This window comes from Oceanobacillus manasiensis (assembly GCF_000724085.1).
Classification (GTDB): domain Bacteria; phylum Bacillota; class Bacilli; order Bacillales; family Amphibacillaceae; genus Oceanobacillus_B; species Oceanobacillus_B manasiensis.
The window spans coordinates 1,596,897-1,613,225 of the sequence record NZ_CCDL010000001.1 but is presented as its reverse complement, the minus strand read 5'-3'; the positions used below and the strand labels follow the sequence as shown (position 1 = coordinate 1,613,225).

The 16,329-nt window shown below is 41.7% G+C and carries 14 protein-coding genes and 1 pseudogene; 2 read left to right on the top strand and 13 right to left on the bottom strand.

Annotated elements, in window-relative coordinates; all coding sequences use genetic code 11:
- The first annotated feature begins 109 nt into the window (after positions 1–109).
- Positions 110–1,444, top strand: a complete 1,335-nt coding sequence (locus BN985_RS07905; RefSeq protein WP_042222372.1) for a short-chain fatty acid transporter — start codon at positions 110–112, stop codon at positions 1,442–1,444.
- Positions 1,445–1,515: 71 nt separating this feature from the next.
- Here BN985_RS07905 and BN985_RS07900 read toward each other — a convergent pair whose 3' ends face one another.
- From BN985_RS07900 to putP, 5 genes are all read right to left on the bottom strand, one after another.
- Positions 1,516–1,719: a hypothetical protein gene (locus BN985_RS07900; protein WP_042222370.1), complete on the bottom strand. Its 204-nt coding sequence runs from the start codon at positions 1,717–1,719 to the stop codon at positions 1,516–1,518.
- A gap of 179 nt (positions 1,720–1,898) precedes the next feature.
- Positions 1,899–2,153 carry a hypothetical protein gene (locus BN985_RS07895; protein WP_042222369.1) on the bottom strand — a complete coding sequence of 85 codons (255 nt, stop codon included), beginning with the start codon at positions 2,151–2,153 and terminating at the stop codon, positions 1,899–1,901.
- A gap of 167 nt (positions 2,154–2,320) precedes the next feature.
- Positions 2,321–3,637, bottom strand: a complete 1,317-nt coding sequence (locus BN985_RS07890) for a globin-coupled sensor protein (protein ID WP_052360643.1) — start codon at positions 3,635–3,637, stop codon at positions 2,321–2,323.
- Positions 3,638–4,031: 394 nt separating this feature from the next.
- Entirely contained in the window at positions 4,032–4,985 is a 954-nt protein-coding gene (locus BN985_RS07885) for an agmatinase family protein (protein WP_042222366.1), read from the bottom strand.
- Between the two features lie 18 nt (positions 4,986–5,003).
- A complete protein-coding gene (gene putP / locus BN985_RS07880) occupies positions 5,004–6,503 on the bottom strand; it encodes a sodium/proline symporter PutP (protein WP_042222364.1) in 1,500 nt (499 codons plus the stop codon).
- A gap of 402 nt (positions 6,504–6,905) precedes the next feature.
- On the opposite strand from putP, the gene BN985_RS07875 reads away from it, so the two are divergent.
- A complete protein-coding gene (locus BN985_RS07875; RefSeq protein ID WP_042222362.1) occupies positions 6,906–7,289 on the top strand; it encodes a hypothetical protein in 384 nt (127 codons plus the stop codon).
- A 164-nt stretch (positions 7,290–7,453) separates the two neighbouring features.
- Here the strand turns inward: BN985_RS07875 and BN985_RS07870 are convergent, their stop codons facing one another.
- From BN985_RS07870 to BN985_RS07840, 8 genes and pseudogenes are all read right to left on the bottom strand, one after another.
- Positions 7,454–8,587: an endonuclease/exonuclease/phosphatase family protein gene (locus BN985_RS07870; protein WP_042222361.1), complete on the bottom strand. Its 1,134-nt coding sequence runs from the start codon at positions 8,585–8,587 to the stop codon at positions 7,454–7,456.
- Between the two features lie 291 nt (positions 8,588–8,878).
- A complete protein-coding gene (locus BN985_RS19570) occupies positions 8,879–9,166 on the bottom strand; it encodes an FIMAH domain-containing protein (protein ID WP_408634676.1) in 288 nt (95 codons plus the stop codon).
- A pseudogene (locus BN985_RS07865) lies at positions 9,143–10,369 on the bottom strand (exo-beta-N-acetylmuramidase NamZ family protein); the annotation flags it as partial. The pseudogene BN985_RS07865 and the gene BN985_RS19570, both read right to left, overlap by 24 nt.
- 99 nt (positions 10,370–10,468) lie before the next feature.
- Entirely contained in the window at positions 10,469–13,144 is a 2,676-nt protein-coding gene (gene ggt, locus BN985_RS07860) for a gamma-glutamyltransferase (protein ID WP_042222359.1), read from the bottom strand.
- A gap of 78 nt (positions 13,145–13,222) precedes the next feature.
- Positions 13,223–14,683 carry a serine hydrolase domain-containing protein gene (locus BN985_RS07855; RefSeq protein ID WP_042222357.1) on the bottom strand — a complete coding sequence of 487 codons (1,461 nt, stop codon included), beginning with the start codon at positions 14,681–14,683 and terminating at the stop codon, positions 13,223–13,225.
- A 22-nt stretch (positions 14,684–14,705) separates the two neighbouring features.
- Positions 14,706–15,293: a CalY family protein gene (locus tag BN985_RS07850; RefSeq protein WP_042222355.1), complete on the bottom strand. Its 588-nt coding sequence runs from the start codon at positions 15,291–15,293 to the stop codon at positions 14,706–14,708.
- Between the two features lie 31 nt (positions 15,294–15,324).
- Positions 15,325–15,879, bottom strand: coding sequence for a signal peptidase I SipW (sipW, locus tag BN985_RS07845; RefSeq protein ID WP_042222353.1), 555 nt, complete (start codon positions 15,877–15,879; stop codon positions 15,325–15,327).
- Positions 15,857–16,318 (bottom strand): SipW-dependent-type signal peptide-containing protein, encoded by a 462-nt coding sequence (locus BN985_RS07840; protein ID WP_042222351.1) that lies wholly within the window; start codon positions 16,316–16,318, stop codon positions 15,857–15,859. Before BN985_RS07840 ends, sipW begins: the two co-directional genes overlap by 23 nt.
- Positions 16,319–16,329 lie beyond the last annotated feature (11 nt).

Here is a 16,329-nt window from a genome sequence, read left to right as displayed (position 1 = left end):
AAAGTTAAATAATTTTTCAGGTGTGACAGGCATATGATTCTTTAACAGCGCTCATATAATCTGTTATTCTATTTGAAAGCGCTTAACAAAAAGGAAGGAGTATGAATCTATGAAAAGTATTACGCGGTTTTGTGACCGTATGGTGCAACGGTATTTGCCTGACGCATTTTTGTTTGCCATTATTTTAACGCTTGCTGTCTTTATTCTTGGCATGATTTTTACGGATAGTTCCCCTGTGGACATGGTGTCTTACTGGGGAGATGGATTCTGGGACTTGTTAGCATTTGCCATGCAGATGTCTCTCATTGTGGTGACGGGGTATATTCTAGCTAGTACGCCAGCAGTACGAAATCTATTAAAAAAGGTAAGTACGTTGGCGAACACGCCTCCACAGGCCATTTTACTTGTTACATTTGTAGCTTCCATTGCTTGTATTATTAATTACGGGTTTGGGCTTGTTGTAGGGGCATTATTTGCCATCCATGTTGCCAAACGAGTTCCTTCGGTAGATTATCGTATTTTAATGGCCAGTGCCTATAGTGGTTTTCTTCTTTGGCATGGTGGGTTGTCCGCATCCATTCCTCTTTTGATTGCCACACCAGGTCATTTTATGGAAGATACGATGGGAACAGTGCCAGTTACCGAGACATTGTTTAGTAGCTTTAACTTATTTATCGTCTTTTTCCTTTTATTCACTCTTCCATTTGTAAATCGCTTCTTAATGAAATCACGTGATCCATTAAATCAGGGAGACGCACATTTATGGAGACCAGAGTCAATTGATGGGTCGAATGAAGAGACTGAGGAAGAAAAAGCAGCCGAGACACCTGCAGAAAAATTGGAAAACAGCCAGGTATTATCTGTCTTTATTGGTTTGTTAGGCTTTGGCTTTATTGTTTACTTTTTCATACAAAATGGATTTGATCTAAATATTAATATCGTGAACTTTATCATGCTATTTTTGGGGATTCTATTCCATCGTACACCGAGAAGGTTCTTGAATAGTGTAACGAATGCTGTGAAAAATGTTGGCGGGATTATCGTCCAATTTCCTTTTTACGCAGGCATTATGGGGATGATGGTAGCGTCTGGGTTATCAGAGCAAATGTCAATGGCATTTGTAAACATGTCTAACTCTTTCACTTTCCCACTATTTTCTTTCCTGAGCGCGGGGCTAGTCAATTTCTTCGTTCCATCTGGCGGTGGGCAATGGGCTGTGCAAGGGCCGATTATGATTCCTGCTGCGCTTGACCTGGGAGTTGATACTGCCAAAACTGCTGTCGCCGTTGCTTGGGGAGATGCTTGGACCAATATGATACAGCCATTCTGGGCACTGCCTTTACTCGCAATTGCTGGGTTAAAAGTACGCGATATTATGGGCTTTTGTGTCTTAATTCTCGTATATAGTTTTATTCCAATCTCAATTGGTCTATTATTCTTTTAAACAGAGAATCCTCGGACAACCGGGGATTTTTTCTCTTTAGAGCAAAAAAAATAAGCTTGCGGACGCACGCTTTAATGTTGGTTTTGTTTTAATAACTTCATATCAGCCTTTGTTTCAACAACACTATCACTAAGCACAGAAAACTTGGCGTCCAATTTGCGAATGTCCTGTTTAATTTCTTTTTCTAGATTGGCAACGCGTGTATCTAAATCGGATACCTTTTTTCCCAGTTCTGTGATAGCCTGCATAATATCTCTGTTTGAAATATCTCCCACATTCCTCACCTCTTTCTTAACTTATCCTACCATGGTTAGGCTTACCCAACAAGCACCCAAAAAGTTATTTTAGTAGTTAAAATCCTAACCATATTACACTTTTTCCTATTGGAAAACAGAATTATGTCTCCCAGAAATTCACACAAAAAGAAAAAAAAATAAGCCTGCAGACGCACGCCCTATTGAATCATCCCTTGGGATAAAAACTTATTAGTGCTTTTTTCAAGCTGTCTCTCTACCACTGTTGCGATTCGTTGGTCTAATCGTACGACATTCTGCTGTAATCCGTTTAACGTCAGTTCTATGTTATTGGCTCTAATTTCTAAACTTAGAAACAGTTCATCCATTTGCTTGCTGTTTGTTTGTAATTCATTGATTTCATCTAATAGCTTTGTGACACTTTGCAACAGATCTTCCATCATTTCTTTGGTCAATCTGTCCCCTCCTTGTATGCTTAGAATAAGTTTGTAATATAATCGTAACATTTCAGTTTATTAGCAACAAGTGTATATAGGAGGATATTTATATAGGAAGAAAGTAGGTCTATTTATCTGCATGGTATGAAAAAGGAACTCTTCTAATGAAGAATTCCTTTTAACGTTTATCTATCTCTATCTGCCAACAAGCGATTTAATGTATCAGCTGATTGGGAAATCGTTGTCGCAGATTGTTCAATTCCGCTAACTGCTTCATTAAAGATTTCCAAATCATCCTGAATTGTTTCATTGCTGCGTTTCGACTTATCCATGCTCGCATCAATTTCACCAAAAGCATCTTCTGTATTTTTTAGTTCGCTTTTAATTGTATCCAAAAATTCCTGTGCCACTTTGATATTAGATGAGCTATTGAAGACTTGCTCTCCTGTTTGGTTAACAAGATCGGTAACATTTGTCACGGAGCTGCCTGTCTGTTCAGCAAGCTTACGCACTTCTTCTGCTACAACAGCAAAGCCTCGTCCATGCTCGCCTGCTCTTGCCGCTTCAATGGATGCGTTTAATGCTAACAAATTAGTTTGGTCAGCGATGGACTTTACAATTTCAATGATTTCTTTAATTTTCACAGACGTTGTTTCCAAATTGGACATTTCCAAAACAATCTTCGCTGTACTATCCTCTAACTCTTGAACAGAAGAACGCATATCAGAAAGTCTGGAAACTCCTTTGTCAGCGGCATGTTTAGCATTTTGCGCCAATTCCGTACCGCTTCTTGAGCTCGTTGTGATCACGCCAATTTTTGCGGTCATGTCACCAATAGATGCATTTGTCTCCTCAGCTAATGCCGCAAGCTCTGCGGAAGTTTGCTCAACTGAATGAAGGATTTCCATCTTAGCCTGTTCTTGTTGGTCTCGGTATTCTGTCACTTCATCGTCGTATGCTTCCAACACAACTTGTTGTTCGAGGTTCAATAGTTTATTGACAAGCTTTATTCCGAGTAGACGATCATCCTGGTGTGGGAACTTTTCTACAATTAAATTAGTAAGCCCGTCAAATAACTTCTGAAATGAAGCAATATACCATTTCTGCGTAAGGCCAATTTTCACATGGATATGTGCGATACGTTTTCGACGTTCAATAAACGCTTCACTAATTTCGCCGGAAAACATCTCAATAATATGTCTTTCTAACGTCAGCTTCAATTTATCTATGGAACTATGTTCTTTAATAATCGCGATAAGCTTAGGATTTTCTTCAATGCTGCCATAGAAGCAGTCAATGATATTTTTATTATCTTCTTCCACATATGGCTTTAACGCCATAGCCATTGCAAAGTCTTCTCGCTTCAAATCAAGCATCTTTAATTGCTTTTCCAAATCTGACCCTGGTGTTACTTCAATCGTAGGATTCATTTCACTTGCAGCTAACTGCAGTGATTGCTTGTTCTTTTCATTTTTTTGCTTTTTATGTATGGTTAATCCCAATATGATTCCCCCTCTTTGTTACCTCTACTTTTTATATCGGCTTAACTTGTCTTAATTTATAGGTCTATTGACGGATTGTAGATATTTTTTGGAATTCATTTTTTAGGACACGTGATTCTGTTTTGCCTCGAGTGGGCTTAGGCGAGGGGGGCGTCATTTCCTGAGATAGGTGCGTCTCTTCGCTGGAGTGCTGCGTCTCTTACTGAGTTCGGTGCGTCTCTTCGCTGGAGTGTTGCGTCTCTTACTGCGTTCGGTGCGTCTCTTCGCTGGAGTGCTGCGTCTCTTTCCAAGATTGCTGCGTCACTCTTAAGGAATAATATTTCGTTTCAAGCTTGAATGTCTTCCTTTTACAAAAAAACCACTTCCCCTCAAGGAAGTGGTCCACCTGCTCAGCTTATTTCGCTTTTTCATGTAATATATTCCCGGCCAATGCGTAGAGAACCGCATAGGTAACAAAATGGGAGGAATTATCGTTAGGATCTTGCTGTGGATAAACTTCTACGTAGTCCATTCCGCGAATACCCATTTTGGCAAACTCATGCACGAGCTCCAATAACTCATAAGACGTGAGCCCATTTCCATCAACTGGGCCGCCTGGATTGAATGCAAAGTCGAGTACATCACTGCAAATGCTCAAATACACTGCTTCTGTTCCTTCACTGGCAATGTTATATGCTTTTTCAGCTAATGCTGCCAGATCCTTTGCCTTGCGCACCTCTCTAACAGAGATGGTAGTTGCGCCGACTTCCTTGGCGTATTTTCCTGTTTCTGGTGCGTTCCTCGGACCGTGAATCCCCATATGAACTATACTTTCATTCCGCACGCTTTCACTTTCGTAAATTCGATGGAATGGTGTGCTTCTGGCATATAGGTCGCCTTCATACTCTTTATAGTTATCATAGTGTGCATCCAGATGAATGACGCCCACTTTACCATCCACTTCTTCACTTAAAGCTTTTACAATGGGATAGGTAATACCATGATCACCACCGAACGCGACAGGGAATTTGCCAGTTTTCCAAACACCAGAGGCAAAGTCCTCAATTCGTTTCATTGTCTCAATTGTATCTGCTGGTACTACATCGACATCCCCGAGATCTCCAATTGTATAATGGGAAAGAACATCGATGTCATCAAGTTCCGGTAAGTAGCCTGAATACCGAGCAGAGTTGAGTCGGATAGCCTTTGGACCTAGCTCACAGCCCGTGTAATCTCCCCATGTTACGGCGCCCTCCCAAGGGACACCGTAAATGAGCACATCGCGATCAGAAACATCATCTTTTCCTAATTTCACTTTTTTTCCATTAAGATAGCAAGGTGTATTGCCATATAATTTATTTTGACTCATGCTGTATCACTCCTAACGTTATTTTACGCCTGCAACTTTATCGTATTCTTCCTGTATTTCTTTAGAAGGTCCATTTCCAATTAAACTGAATAAAATAATCGCAATGCTTGATAGAACAAATCCTGGTACGATCTCGTAAAGAGCAGAGCCTGTTAGTGGCCATAGGAAGACCGTTACACCACCGACAATGATCCCCGCAACTGCACCATTTCGAGACATTTTTCTCCAGAACAGGGAAAACAAAACGGCTGGACCAAACGTTGCCCCAAATCCTGCCCATGCATAGCTAACAAGATCAAGCACAGAGCTTGTTTCATTCCATGCAAGCATGATCGCGATAATCGCAATAACAAGAACGGAAATTCGCCCAACCCATACGAGTTCTTTATCCGAAGCACTTTTTCGGAAATATCTACGATAAAAATCCTCGGAAAGTGCACTAGAAGAAACAAGTAGTTGTGAATCTACCGTACTCATAATCGCTGCCAGTACTGCTGCTAGTAGAATCCCTGCAATCCATGGATTATAGATTACTTGTACGAGCTGAATGAAGACCTGCTCAGAATCAGCGAGAGGCTCTGTAAATGTTACGATACCAAGCATCCCGACAATTAAGGCACCATATAGAGGGATAACAAGTCCAAAACTTACACTGATCAGACGTGCTTTTCGTACTTCTTTATGTGAACGAATTGCCATAAAACGAGCTAGGATGTGTGGTTGCCCAAAATAACCAAGACCCCAGGCAAGCGCAGAAATAATCCCAACCGCTCCGATGGCTCCCAAAGGTTCCCAAAGTATTCCTTCTGCTTGGTTATAATCTGTTGCTGCGAATGCATTAATTAAATTCGGTGTGATTTGACCAAGCTGATTAAATAATTCCCCAAATCCACCAATCTGAATCAATCCATAAATCGACGTAAATAAAAGTGCTGCCGACATAAGTACTCCTTGGACAAAATCGGTATAGCTAACTGCCAGAAAACCACCCAAAAAGGTGTAAGATACAATAATAATGGCACCAATCGTTAAAGCAAAGTGATAATCCATATCAAATGTTCCCTGGAATAATTTAGCACCCGCCACCAGTCCAGAGGCTGTATAAAATAAGAAAAACGCTAATATAAATACTGCTGAAATAACACGTAAGAGGTGGGAATTATCCCGAAAACGATTTTCAAAAAACTGCGGTAAAGTTATGGAGTTATTGGAGTATTCGGTATAAATGCGCAGTCGTTTTGCGACATATTGCCAATTAATCATGGCACCTACCGCCAGACCAATTGCAATCCAAAGACTCCATTGTCCAAGCCCTGCTGCATAAGCCGCACCAGGCAAACCAATTAAGAGCCATCCGCTAAAATCACTTGCAGAAGCTGAAAATGCTGCAACCCAGCTGTTTAGCTTTCTACCTCCAAGCACATAATCTGATAATGTGTTCGTCATTCTATACGTCACAATACCGACGACGATCATACCAACTAGATAAAAGATAAATGTTATTAATGTGGGATTCATTTCGTTTCATCCCCCTTTTCTGTGAAAAAGGTAATCACTGCCCAGACTACCAATAGCGGCAAGGGAACAACAAACCAAAATAATGTCCACCCACTAATTGCATATTCCATCCTATTCCTCCTTTGTCTTTATCTTTACCATATTAACATAACAATTAGAATATTTCATTTAATCGAAAATAGGTGTTAATTAAATGAGAAAGGGAGCCTCAAACTTACAATGTAAAGATATATTTACATTATGCGTAAGGTATGTTATAAATTAAGTAAAGATACCTTTACATTTACGACGTTGAAAAAAATGCCTGAAAAGATAACAAGTATAATCTTAGTCTTGAATTAGCTCTGAAAATCGCAACCTTCCAATTGAAAAATTATTCATTTTAGAAGAGGAGTGATCGACTTGAATAAACGAAATTATTCTCAATGGACATTAAGTTTTGCAGCATTAGGAGGGTTAATTGGAATATCCCTTGGTCAAATAGGTGACTTTAGCTGGGGAGCCATACTTGGAGGATTGACTGCAGTAGTACTATCTTTCATCGTTAATGTAATCTATGTAAAGAATAAATCAGACAATACACCGGAATTTGATGAAAGAACTAGACAGAAAATGAAAACGTTTTATTTTTATGCTTCCCATACTTTTCTAGCTATCATTATTATTGTACTGGCGATTTTAATCTCGATAGGTGTTACATCTATTTCTACTTCAACTGTTATGCTGGTTCTTTTCGGTTATTTTGTTATTAGTGGAATGATTGCTTTTGTCATTAGCCGGGTCTAATATGTGTTGAAGGAAGAACCCAATTCATCATTACAATTTCTATACGATCATATAAACTAAACTGCCTTCCCCCTATTCAATTTAGGGCAAAGGCAGTTTCTTTACTTCTATTACTAGGTCAGCTCAACTAGGGGGACTTTACTCCTCCATTTGACCACAAAATGTTATAGATCCCATTCCCCCATAAAATAATGTATATCCCTGATGAGATCTTGCCACGCTTTTTCAGAAATCAACTCTGACTCCTTTTGATGGTCAAGCAGTACTTTCATCCCTTGCAAGTGCTTCAGGAGTTTTTCTTCTTTGTCCTGTTTTTCGTAATAGTGAAGTGCTCTCAAATGGTTGTGTAACATGCTGGAAGTCTGTGCATCTCGAATTTCTCCATAGTCCGTATAATGATCGACAAGCCATTCTGTCCCTTTCAAATTATATGAATGACTTCCTTGTAGGAGAGAAATTTCAGCAACAACTGGCAGATGATCAGCTGCCTCAGTAGACATCGTCTCAGCTGATTGGATTTCTATTCTAGGTGAGGCAAATATATAATCAATTCTGCGATCGGCTTCGGTAGCTGGATATGTGTACCCCTCACCGTTTTCGCTCCACTTCCAAGCATCGTTATATTTCTGAAATATTGGCTGAAGTTCTGGTGCCTCTGGTCTTGCGTTCATATCGCCAACGAGAAGACTATATGTTTGTTCAGCCATAATAGCTTGCATATCAGCAACCTGCATTTCTCTTACTGTTGGGTCTCCTCGGTAGTCAAGATGTGTAACATAAAAGGATACCTCAGCACCTTCCACGTTAATTTGTGCTTCTAAGAACCCTGGTGCAGGCGTAGGTTCTGGGTTCGGATCTTGTGTCGACAATCTTGCAATCTCTCTATTTGCTGCATTCGTAATCGGATATTTACTTAAAACAGCTACACCAAATTGCCTGCGAGGTTCCCCTTCAACTGTTGGGGCAAAATCATAGATTGGTGCGAAATAATAGTCCATATTTAAATGGTCAGCAAGTATTGCTACCATGTCGTCATGATTACTTCGCGCTCCCCAATGGACGTCTACTTCCTGTAACCCTATAATATCGGCATCCGTTTCCTCAATTGCCCTTGCGATACGTTCTACATTATATACACCATCTGTCCCCCTTCCTGCTGCAATATTATACGTAGCTACCTTAACTGTCTTTTCTTCGACTTGATCTATACCTTGCACAGCATACATTTCATGGGAGGGCGAAAGAGAGACCCACAGTAAAGCAAAAAAACCTGCAAGAAACAACATCGTCTTTTTCATTAAATTTACTCCCCTTTCAACTTAGAAAAAAGAAGCTATGAGAAATGATTTTAGAAAGCAAACACGGCGCAGTTTTTCAAAGACTATTAACTAGTATGGTTAAATTTGTCCGAAACGCTATACCATTTAAGCGAAGGAAAATACGTAGACTCCTTGGGGAGGAAAGGCTTCGGTAAGACCCCGTAGTGCGTAGCACACGGAGGCTTACCAGCCGCCCCAGGAAAGCGGAGTATTTTCCGTAGCGTTGATTAAGCAAGTCACCCCTTACAAATTATCCCTGTCAAGTTTCCATTAATTCCACATTGCCAACATGTCTGTTGCATCACTATAAAGGACGTCATAGGCACTTGCTGAGATTCGATCAGCGTCTAATTGCTGATCCAATATTAGAAGGAAGCTTTCCATATGCTTCGCCACTTTAGCAGCATCCTCCCTATTTTCAAAACGTTCTACTGCTGTAAGATGCATACTCAGTTTGCGAGCCGCATCATTTTTCAACTCATCGCTGTCACGGAATGCTTCAATTAAGCTATTCAAATCAGCTGTGCTTACCGTATAAACGAGATAGTTTCTACGCACATCTTTAAATTCCTGCAACCCTTCTTTCCATTGATCAACCATGGAATCAACACTTTCGCCATTCTCTATCGCTTCACGCACCCAGCCATTGCCAATCAGGTTGTCAAAGAATGACACGCCAGCACTGTTTTCTGCGCGGAAAGCAAAATCTTCAGGGTACATGTCATGTAACGTTTTAACAATATGAAGACCAGCAACGACTGGATCATAAGCCTTTTTATCTGTTACATGAATTTGCACGCCATGGCTTAATGTCCCACTATGCTTGGAGAACGTCGGAGTAAAGGAAGCTGCTCGGAACGTTACGCCATTAAGTTCTAAATCATTTAATGCTGCTGCATAATCCGTACTGTTAACAAATGGCGCACCGATTAATTCAAATGGCTTTGTTGTCCCTCTTCCTTCTGACACATTTGTTCCTTCAATTAAAGCTGCACCAGGATAAACAAGTGCTGTATCAAGTGTTGGCATGTTTGGTGATGGCAAAACAAATTCTAAATCTGTATCATCATAGTACTGCCCACGCTTCCAGCCATCCATTTCAACAACTGTCAGCTCTGCTCCAATATCAAATTCCTCATTAAATAATTTTGCTAACTCCCCTACCGTCATGCCATGTCGTAATGGGATTGGGTAGTTTCCGACAAAGGAAGCATACTCTTCATCTAACACTGGCCCCTCAACACTGTTGCCACCAAGCGGATTTGGTCGGTCTAACACGAGAAACTCTACACCGTTCTCCTGTGCTGCTTCCATTGCATAGGCCATTGTGTAAATGTACGTGTAAAATCTAGCACCTACATCCTGGATATCAAATAATAAAACATCCACATTTTCTAGCATTTCTGGCGTTGGCTTTCTTGTCGATCCATACAGGCTATATACTGGCAGTCCTGTTTCATCATCAATATAGTATTCTACATATTCTCCAGCCTGTGCATCGCCTCGCACCCCGTGCTCCGGTCCATAAAGTGCGGTTAATTCAACATCTGGATCGTTATGCAATGTATCTACAATACTATTTAACTCTTGGTCTACCCCTGTTGGGTTGGTAATCAGTCCAACACGTTTTCCTTCTATTAAATCCTTATGCTGGTCAAGCAACACCTCTACCCCTAGCTTCAATTCTTTTCCTTCGTTATCCGCATTGCTCTTCAACTTATCTGCCATAACGACTGATAAAGAGCCAAGGATGAATAACATACTAATCACCAAAATTAACGTCTTTTTTTTCAATGAAAGCGCCTCCTTTATTTTCGGTAAAGCTGGCGGAGAAAATGTAATCCTCCGCCATGACCTTCTTTAATCCATCTCTTTCTGCCAAATCCGTACCAAGGCCTCTGTATAATGAGTTAGCTCGTCTTTAGCCTGTTCTGAGATGTTTCCGTTTTTGTATTGAACATCGAGTAATTGTGTTAATACTTCCATATGCTTTGTTGCTTTATCTAGTCGGTCTTGATTCACAAAACGGTCCACTGCTATCAAATGGGTATGCAAGAGTCTTTCTGTCTGGCTGTTTTCTATCTCACCGTTATTTGCAAACTGTTCGACTAGTTGCTTCAGTTTTGATATAGATGGAAGGTCCTCAGCTGTGATACCAATTGCAGTACCTTCCCTGGTTGAATCAGCCGCTCCACTAAAGGTGTCGCCTTGCAGCAGGATACTGTTTACATTTCCAATTTCTCTAGGGGAGCTTTCCCATGAATGTCCCATTTGCTCGAGTAGATCACGTACATTTACAGGTACTCCATACTCCCAGCGAATGCTTGGATAGCTGTTACTATAAATACGAGGCTCTTCTATCGAATCCTTTAGATCCATTCCATATCCCAGGAGGTTAACTAGTGTCTGGGTTACCGAAGTGATAATTGTTGCGCCACCTGGTGATCCTACCGTCATCCGAGGTTCACCATCTTGTAATACAATAGTAGGTGTCATACTGCTAAGTGGCCGTTTATTTGGCTGCACTTCATTCGCTCCACCTGGAATCGCGTCAAAGTCGGTTAGCTCATTATTCAGCATAATTCCATAGCCTGGTACCATAATGCCGGAACCAAACACCTGCTCAATTGTTGTTGTATAGGAAACGAGATTCCCCCATTGATCAGCAACGGTAAAGTGTGTTGTTTCTCCATCGACCTTGTCGTCTACCTGTGTGACAACTTCTGGCGCTCCTCCGTCCTGATATGCCCAAGGATCCCCAGGCTCAACGCTCGGGTTAGCCGTTTCAGGGTCGATCAATGCTACTCGTTCTGCCACATAATCCGGGTTAAGCAATCCTTCTCTCGGTACCTCCACATATTCCGGATCTCCCATATATGCACCCCTATCCGCATAAGCAAGATGCATCGATTCTGCCATATAGTGGTACTTCATCGGTGATTTCACATCATGCTGAGTGATATTTGTTTGTTCGAACATTTTCAAAAGCTGAAGCATCGTTAAGCCACCAGAACTCGGTGGAGGCATGGATGCTATTTCGTATCCCTGGTAATCACCCCAAACGGGTTCGTCTTCTGTTACATCATAGCGACTGAGATCATCAGTCTCCATACTTCCGTCAAATGCCTGTACTTCCGCAGCTAGTGCTTCCCCAATCTCTCCATTGTAAAAAACATCGGCCCCCTCGTCTCGGATTAATTTAAATGCTTTAGCTAAATCTTCCTGCACAAGGGTTTCTCCTTCTTCCAATGGCTCACCATCTGGTAAAAACACATCTTTTGCTGCTGTCCGTTCTAATTTACTTGCATTACTCGCAATTGCATTTGCTAGTACCCAATTTACTGAAATCCCCTGTTCAGCCATATCGATCGAAGGCTGAATTAATTCTTCCATTGACAATGATCCCCACTTACCAAGTGCTGTCTCAAGTCCTTTTAATGTTCCTGGAACTCCAACAGATTTTCCGCTCCGGACCCGCTCAGAAAACGGAATCACACTACCTGCAGTAACCTCACTATCCCACGCTTCTGGCTCTTCTTCATTTTCTCCCCATTGTCGGACCTTCAGTTTGTCTCCATCAACTCGGAATCTTAGTGATTGCCAGTCTGTGGTACGATCAAAGGAAATGGTATCCAATGTTGAATTGCTTCCGTCTTTCGCCTGGATTAATTTCAATTCACTTGTATTCGTATTGATTTCTACACCATAACCATTCCGAGCGAAAGTAGATCCGCTCGAACGGAATTCGTCAGCACGCAACCATAGGCGAAGTCTTCTGTCGTCACCTGGATCATCAGTGCGAAAACGAATGAATAATTCACTGTCTTCCACTGGTTCCATTATCGACTTCACCTGACCAAACGAAGTAGAATTACTCCCATATGGCGCTCCAAAATGAATGTTTCCTCCTAATTCATTTATGCGAAATTCTGTCCCTCGCTCAAACAGTTGATATTTATTCACATCCCATGGTTCACCATGGTCTCCTGTAAAATGGGATGAAAAAGCTTGCTCGCCTGTCGCAATATCTTCAACCTCAATTTCTGCAACATGAAATTCATTTTCTTCTTCATCACCTAATTCATTGGCTCCTAATAAAAATGTGCCTGGTTCCTTCACAGTATTGCTTTTATCCATGAACATATCTGGAGTTGCTCCTTGTGGCGCACGCTCTCTGCTATTAATGATGGAAACATCCTCGGTTTCAGCGTCATAATACATCATAAAGCCACCACCACCGATTCCAGACATCATCGGTTCCGCAACATTTAATGCAAATTGCATAGCGACTGCAGCATCGACTGCGTTTCCCCCATGTTTCAGGACATCTGCTCCTATTTCAGAAGCTAACGGATGTGCTGAAACAACCATTCCTTTATCACCTATATCTGTCTGTTCAGGTTGTACTCCTGGGTTTTCTGGTTCATATTCCGTGTTGTCGTCCGGGCTGTTAACTGCCGAAAATGCATGAACTGGAATGCTGAGGAGCAATCCAATAATGAGCAGTATTGCTAAAAATCTAGAATTCTTCTTCATGTTTCCCCTCCTTACTTCTTAACTTTTAAAAAGGAAGCAGTGAGAGTAGCTGAGTTGCTCCCACTGCCTTTTCATACGTCACTCCCACTTACCAATCAAATAGTCAGCCGTTCGCTGAAGATCTTGATAGGTTGCCTCATTTATTTCCTCAGTCCCTTGTAATCGATCCACCAAATGCTGGAACCTATTTAAATGCTTTAACACTTTAGCTTGATCTTCCTTCTCCTCAAAACGGTTAACTACCGTTAAATGGAGGTTAAGAGACCTTGCTGTTCTTTCATCTATCTCTTCTCTTGTAAGCAACCGCTCCACCATTTGCTGCATTGCCTCCGCACTCCACGCATAGATGGCATCAGCCGTCTTTTCCGAAACCTTTTTACGAATCGTGTTTGTGGAAACTGTGTTCCTTGTAGGATGTACACGGTTCGTTAATAAAATCGTGACAGAATCATGATTGGGACTAACTACAATCGATGTTCCGGTATAACCTGTGTGGCCCAACGTATTATGTTCTGCCAGGTCGTCCATGTACCATGATTGGTTGAGTTCCCAGCCCAGTCCTTGATCCTGGCCAGGGTAGGCTTCATTCCAATTGGTTTTCATCAATTCCACGGCTTCTTCGGAAAGAATTTCTTCGCCCGCATAGGTTCCATTCTCTAACATCACCTGTGCAAAAACGGCCAAATCAGCTGCACTACTGAAAATACCGGCTTGTCCTGCAAGTCCATCTAATGACCAGGCATTTTCATCATGGACACTTCCCCATACTAATCCACGGTTTGTCCATGGTTGATACTCCGTCGCTGCAATACGTGATTTTAATGATTCTGGTGGGTTATACATCGTGTCATCCATCCCTAGGGGTTCGGTAATTTTCCGTTGCACAAAATCATCCTGCCGCTCCCCACTAAGACGTTCGATTAACACGCCAAGTGTGATATAGTCCAAGTCACTGTATACGTAATCGGCACCTGGTGCTTGTTGCAATGGCTCGCGTAATACAAAATCAAGTCTGTCAGCACGATCTCCCTCGACTTCATAAAGTCTTTCACTAGGACCTGGTGCAAAACCAGATGTATGTGTAAGTAGCTGCCTGATGGTCACTTCCTCTTTGCCTTCACCTGTAAATTCCGGTATATACCAATGCACTGGATCTTCTAACTCAAATAGCCCTTCATCCCATAATTGCATAACAGCTGTTGCGGTAAACAGTTTGGAAATGGACGCCATATCAAAGATTGTCTCCTCCTGCATGGCAACAGGCTCTTCCATTTCCGTAAATTGATCATCCGTATAACGGGCAGCATAGCCATAGGCATCATGTTTTACGACTTCGCCATGTTTTGCAATATACACGACAGCCCCCGGCATTACGCTCTCAGCAATGGACTGCTCCACCTCTTCATCAAGATCATCAAGTGGCTGTTGGAGCATTTGAACAGAATTGCTAGCAGCCGCTTTTGTAGGCACTGCTGGAATAACCAGTGTGAGACATAGCATAAACAGGACGAGCATGGATAACGCTTGTTGTTTTTTCATAGAATCATGCCTCCTTGTTTAATTACTTTTCTTCCCCTTCTGTTTGAAGTGCAGTGAATGTCCATTCCAAGCTCAATGTGTCCCCTTGGAATTCATTTTGATCTTCGCCGTTATCGACAAAGTTAAACTGCACCACAAGATCATCAAGTGTCCCAGCAGGCAATCCATTTTCTCCAAGCAATGGTAAGAATACATTTTCATTTACCGCTTCTGGTGTCATGTTTTTAAGCTCTGCTAATGTTGTTTGGTAAATCACTTCATCCAATTTATCTGCATTGTAAAGAAATTCGACCATGATGTGCTCTCCAAAATCACTGACATTGTCTCCTGCTGCATCCACAACCGTATAATCAGTGTCGAGCAGAACTTTTTGGATATCGAGCGTGCCATTATTTTGTAACTCAAAATCACGGATCATCGTGTCACCTGGCTTTAGGTTATCCACTTCAATAATCTCAGTCGGTGACGCAGTAAGGTCTAACGTTCCAGCAGCGAACGTATTCGTAGACGTTTCGCTGTCACTAAAATATGCAAATGTGCCCCCACTTACTAAAGTAAGACCTAACGCCGCTGAAGCAATCCCTATACCTAACTGTTTTTTAATATTCATTTATAAATTCCTCCCCATTTTTTATAATCGTTCATTCTGTACCGATCTTTTTTTCATTGAGTAGATGTTTTACGTGTTTTAATGTTCTTCTGATGGTTAAAAATGCATAACAAAGTAATAAAACCCCTGGCACAATCATGAGAAGTGCCGCTCCCTGTGGTGATGTGGCAAACTGTAGCACATAACCCGCATATGGGATCGTAAACCCGCTATATTTCCCCACCACATTTTCTGAACGCACTGGGCTGATATCCGCGCCGTTATTGGCATCCCCTTTTGTTCTATATTGCTGCCCATCGTCCAAAACCTCTACGATTCTGTGGGTGATCAATATATTGTCTTCTGCACGATAGGTGATCACATCGTTTTCTGAAAATCGTTGCATATCGCCACCTGTTTCGATTGCGATAACAGACCCTGTTTGAATTCCTGGCTCCATGGATCCGGATAGCACGGATTTTACTTGGTAGCCGAAAAGACTAACCTCATTGCCTGATGCTTTGGAAAGACCGACGACAAGCAGAGCACAAAGCAACACAGCAAGGATAATGAAGTACAAAATGTTACTTACTCTCTTTAATATCATCCTTTTTCTCCTCTCCACTTTTCACTCCATCTTCATTTTCTGATTCAGTAGGTTCGTCGCCTTCCTCGTCATTAGAAGGTTCCTCTTTTTCGGGTTCTGTTTCACCTTCCGTAGTTGCTTTTTCAGTACCGGTTTGATCTATTTCAACGTCTTCAGATTCGCTTGTTTCCTCTTCTACGTGCTTGTCTGTTTCTTCACTTTCACTAGGTGATTCTGTACCTGCCTCTGGTGCCTCACCTTTCTCTTTATGCTCTTCAGAGTTCGGTTCCTCCCCTGTTACTGGTGTTTCCTCAGCAAAGTTTCCTGCTGTTACCGTTCCTTCTACAGTTGATGTTGCCGTAAAGAAAGCAGTTGTAGGGGAATGAGCCTGGGAGACGAGCAGAAAGAGCAAGTACATGATAGTAAACAAACGCACCATTATACGCCCGATTCTATGCATACGTATCCCCC

What these genes read in the sequence shown, in the direction of transcription:
- BN985_RS07905 (WP_042222372.1), top strand. Translation starts at nt 110, where the DNA reads ATGAAAAGTATTACGCGGTTTTGTGACCGTATGGTGCAACGGTATTTG.
- BN985_RS07885 (WP_042222366.1), bottom strand. Translation starts at nt 4,985, where the DNA reads ATGAGTCAAAATAAATTATATGGCAATACACCTTGCTATCTTAATGGA.
- putP (WP_042222364.1), bottom strand. Translation starts at nt 6,503, where the DNA reads ATGAATCCCACATTAATAACATTTATCTTTTATCTAGTTGGTATGATC.
- BN985_RS07870 (WP_042222361.1), bottom strand. Translation starts at nt 8,587, where the DNA reads ATGAAAAAGACGATGTTGTTTCTTGCAGGTTTTTTTGCTTTACTGTGG.
- ggt (WP_042222359.1), bottom strand. Translation starts at nt 13,144, where the DNA reads ATGAAGAAGAATTCTAGATTTTTAGCAATACTGCTCATTATTGGATTG.
- BN985_RS07855 (WP_042222357.1), bottom strand. Translation starts at nt 14,683, where the DNA reads ATGAAAAAACAACAAGCGTTATCCATGCTCGTCCTGTTTATGCTATGT.
- BN985_RS07850 (WP_042222355.1), bottom strand. Translation starts at nt 15,293, where the DNA reads ATGAATATTAAAAAACAGTTAGGTATAGGGATTGCTTCAGCGGCGTTA.
- sipW (WP_042222353.1), bottom strand. Translation starts at nt 15,879, where the DNA reads ATGATATTAAAGAGAGTAAGTAACATTTTGTACTTCATTATCCTTGCT.
- BN985_RS07840 (WP_042222351.1), bottom strand. Translation starts at nt 16,318, where the DNA reads ATGCATAGAATCGGGCGTATAATGGTGCGTTTGTTTACTATCATGTAC.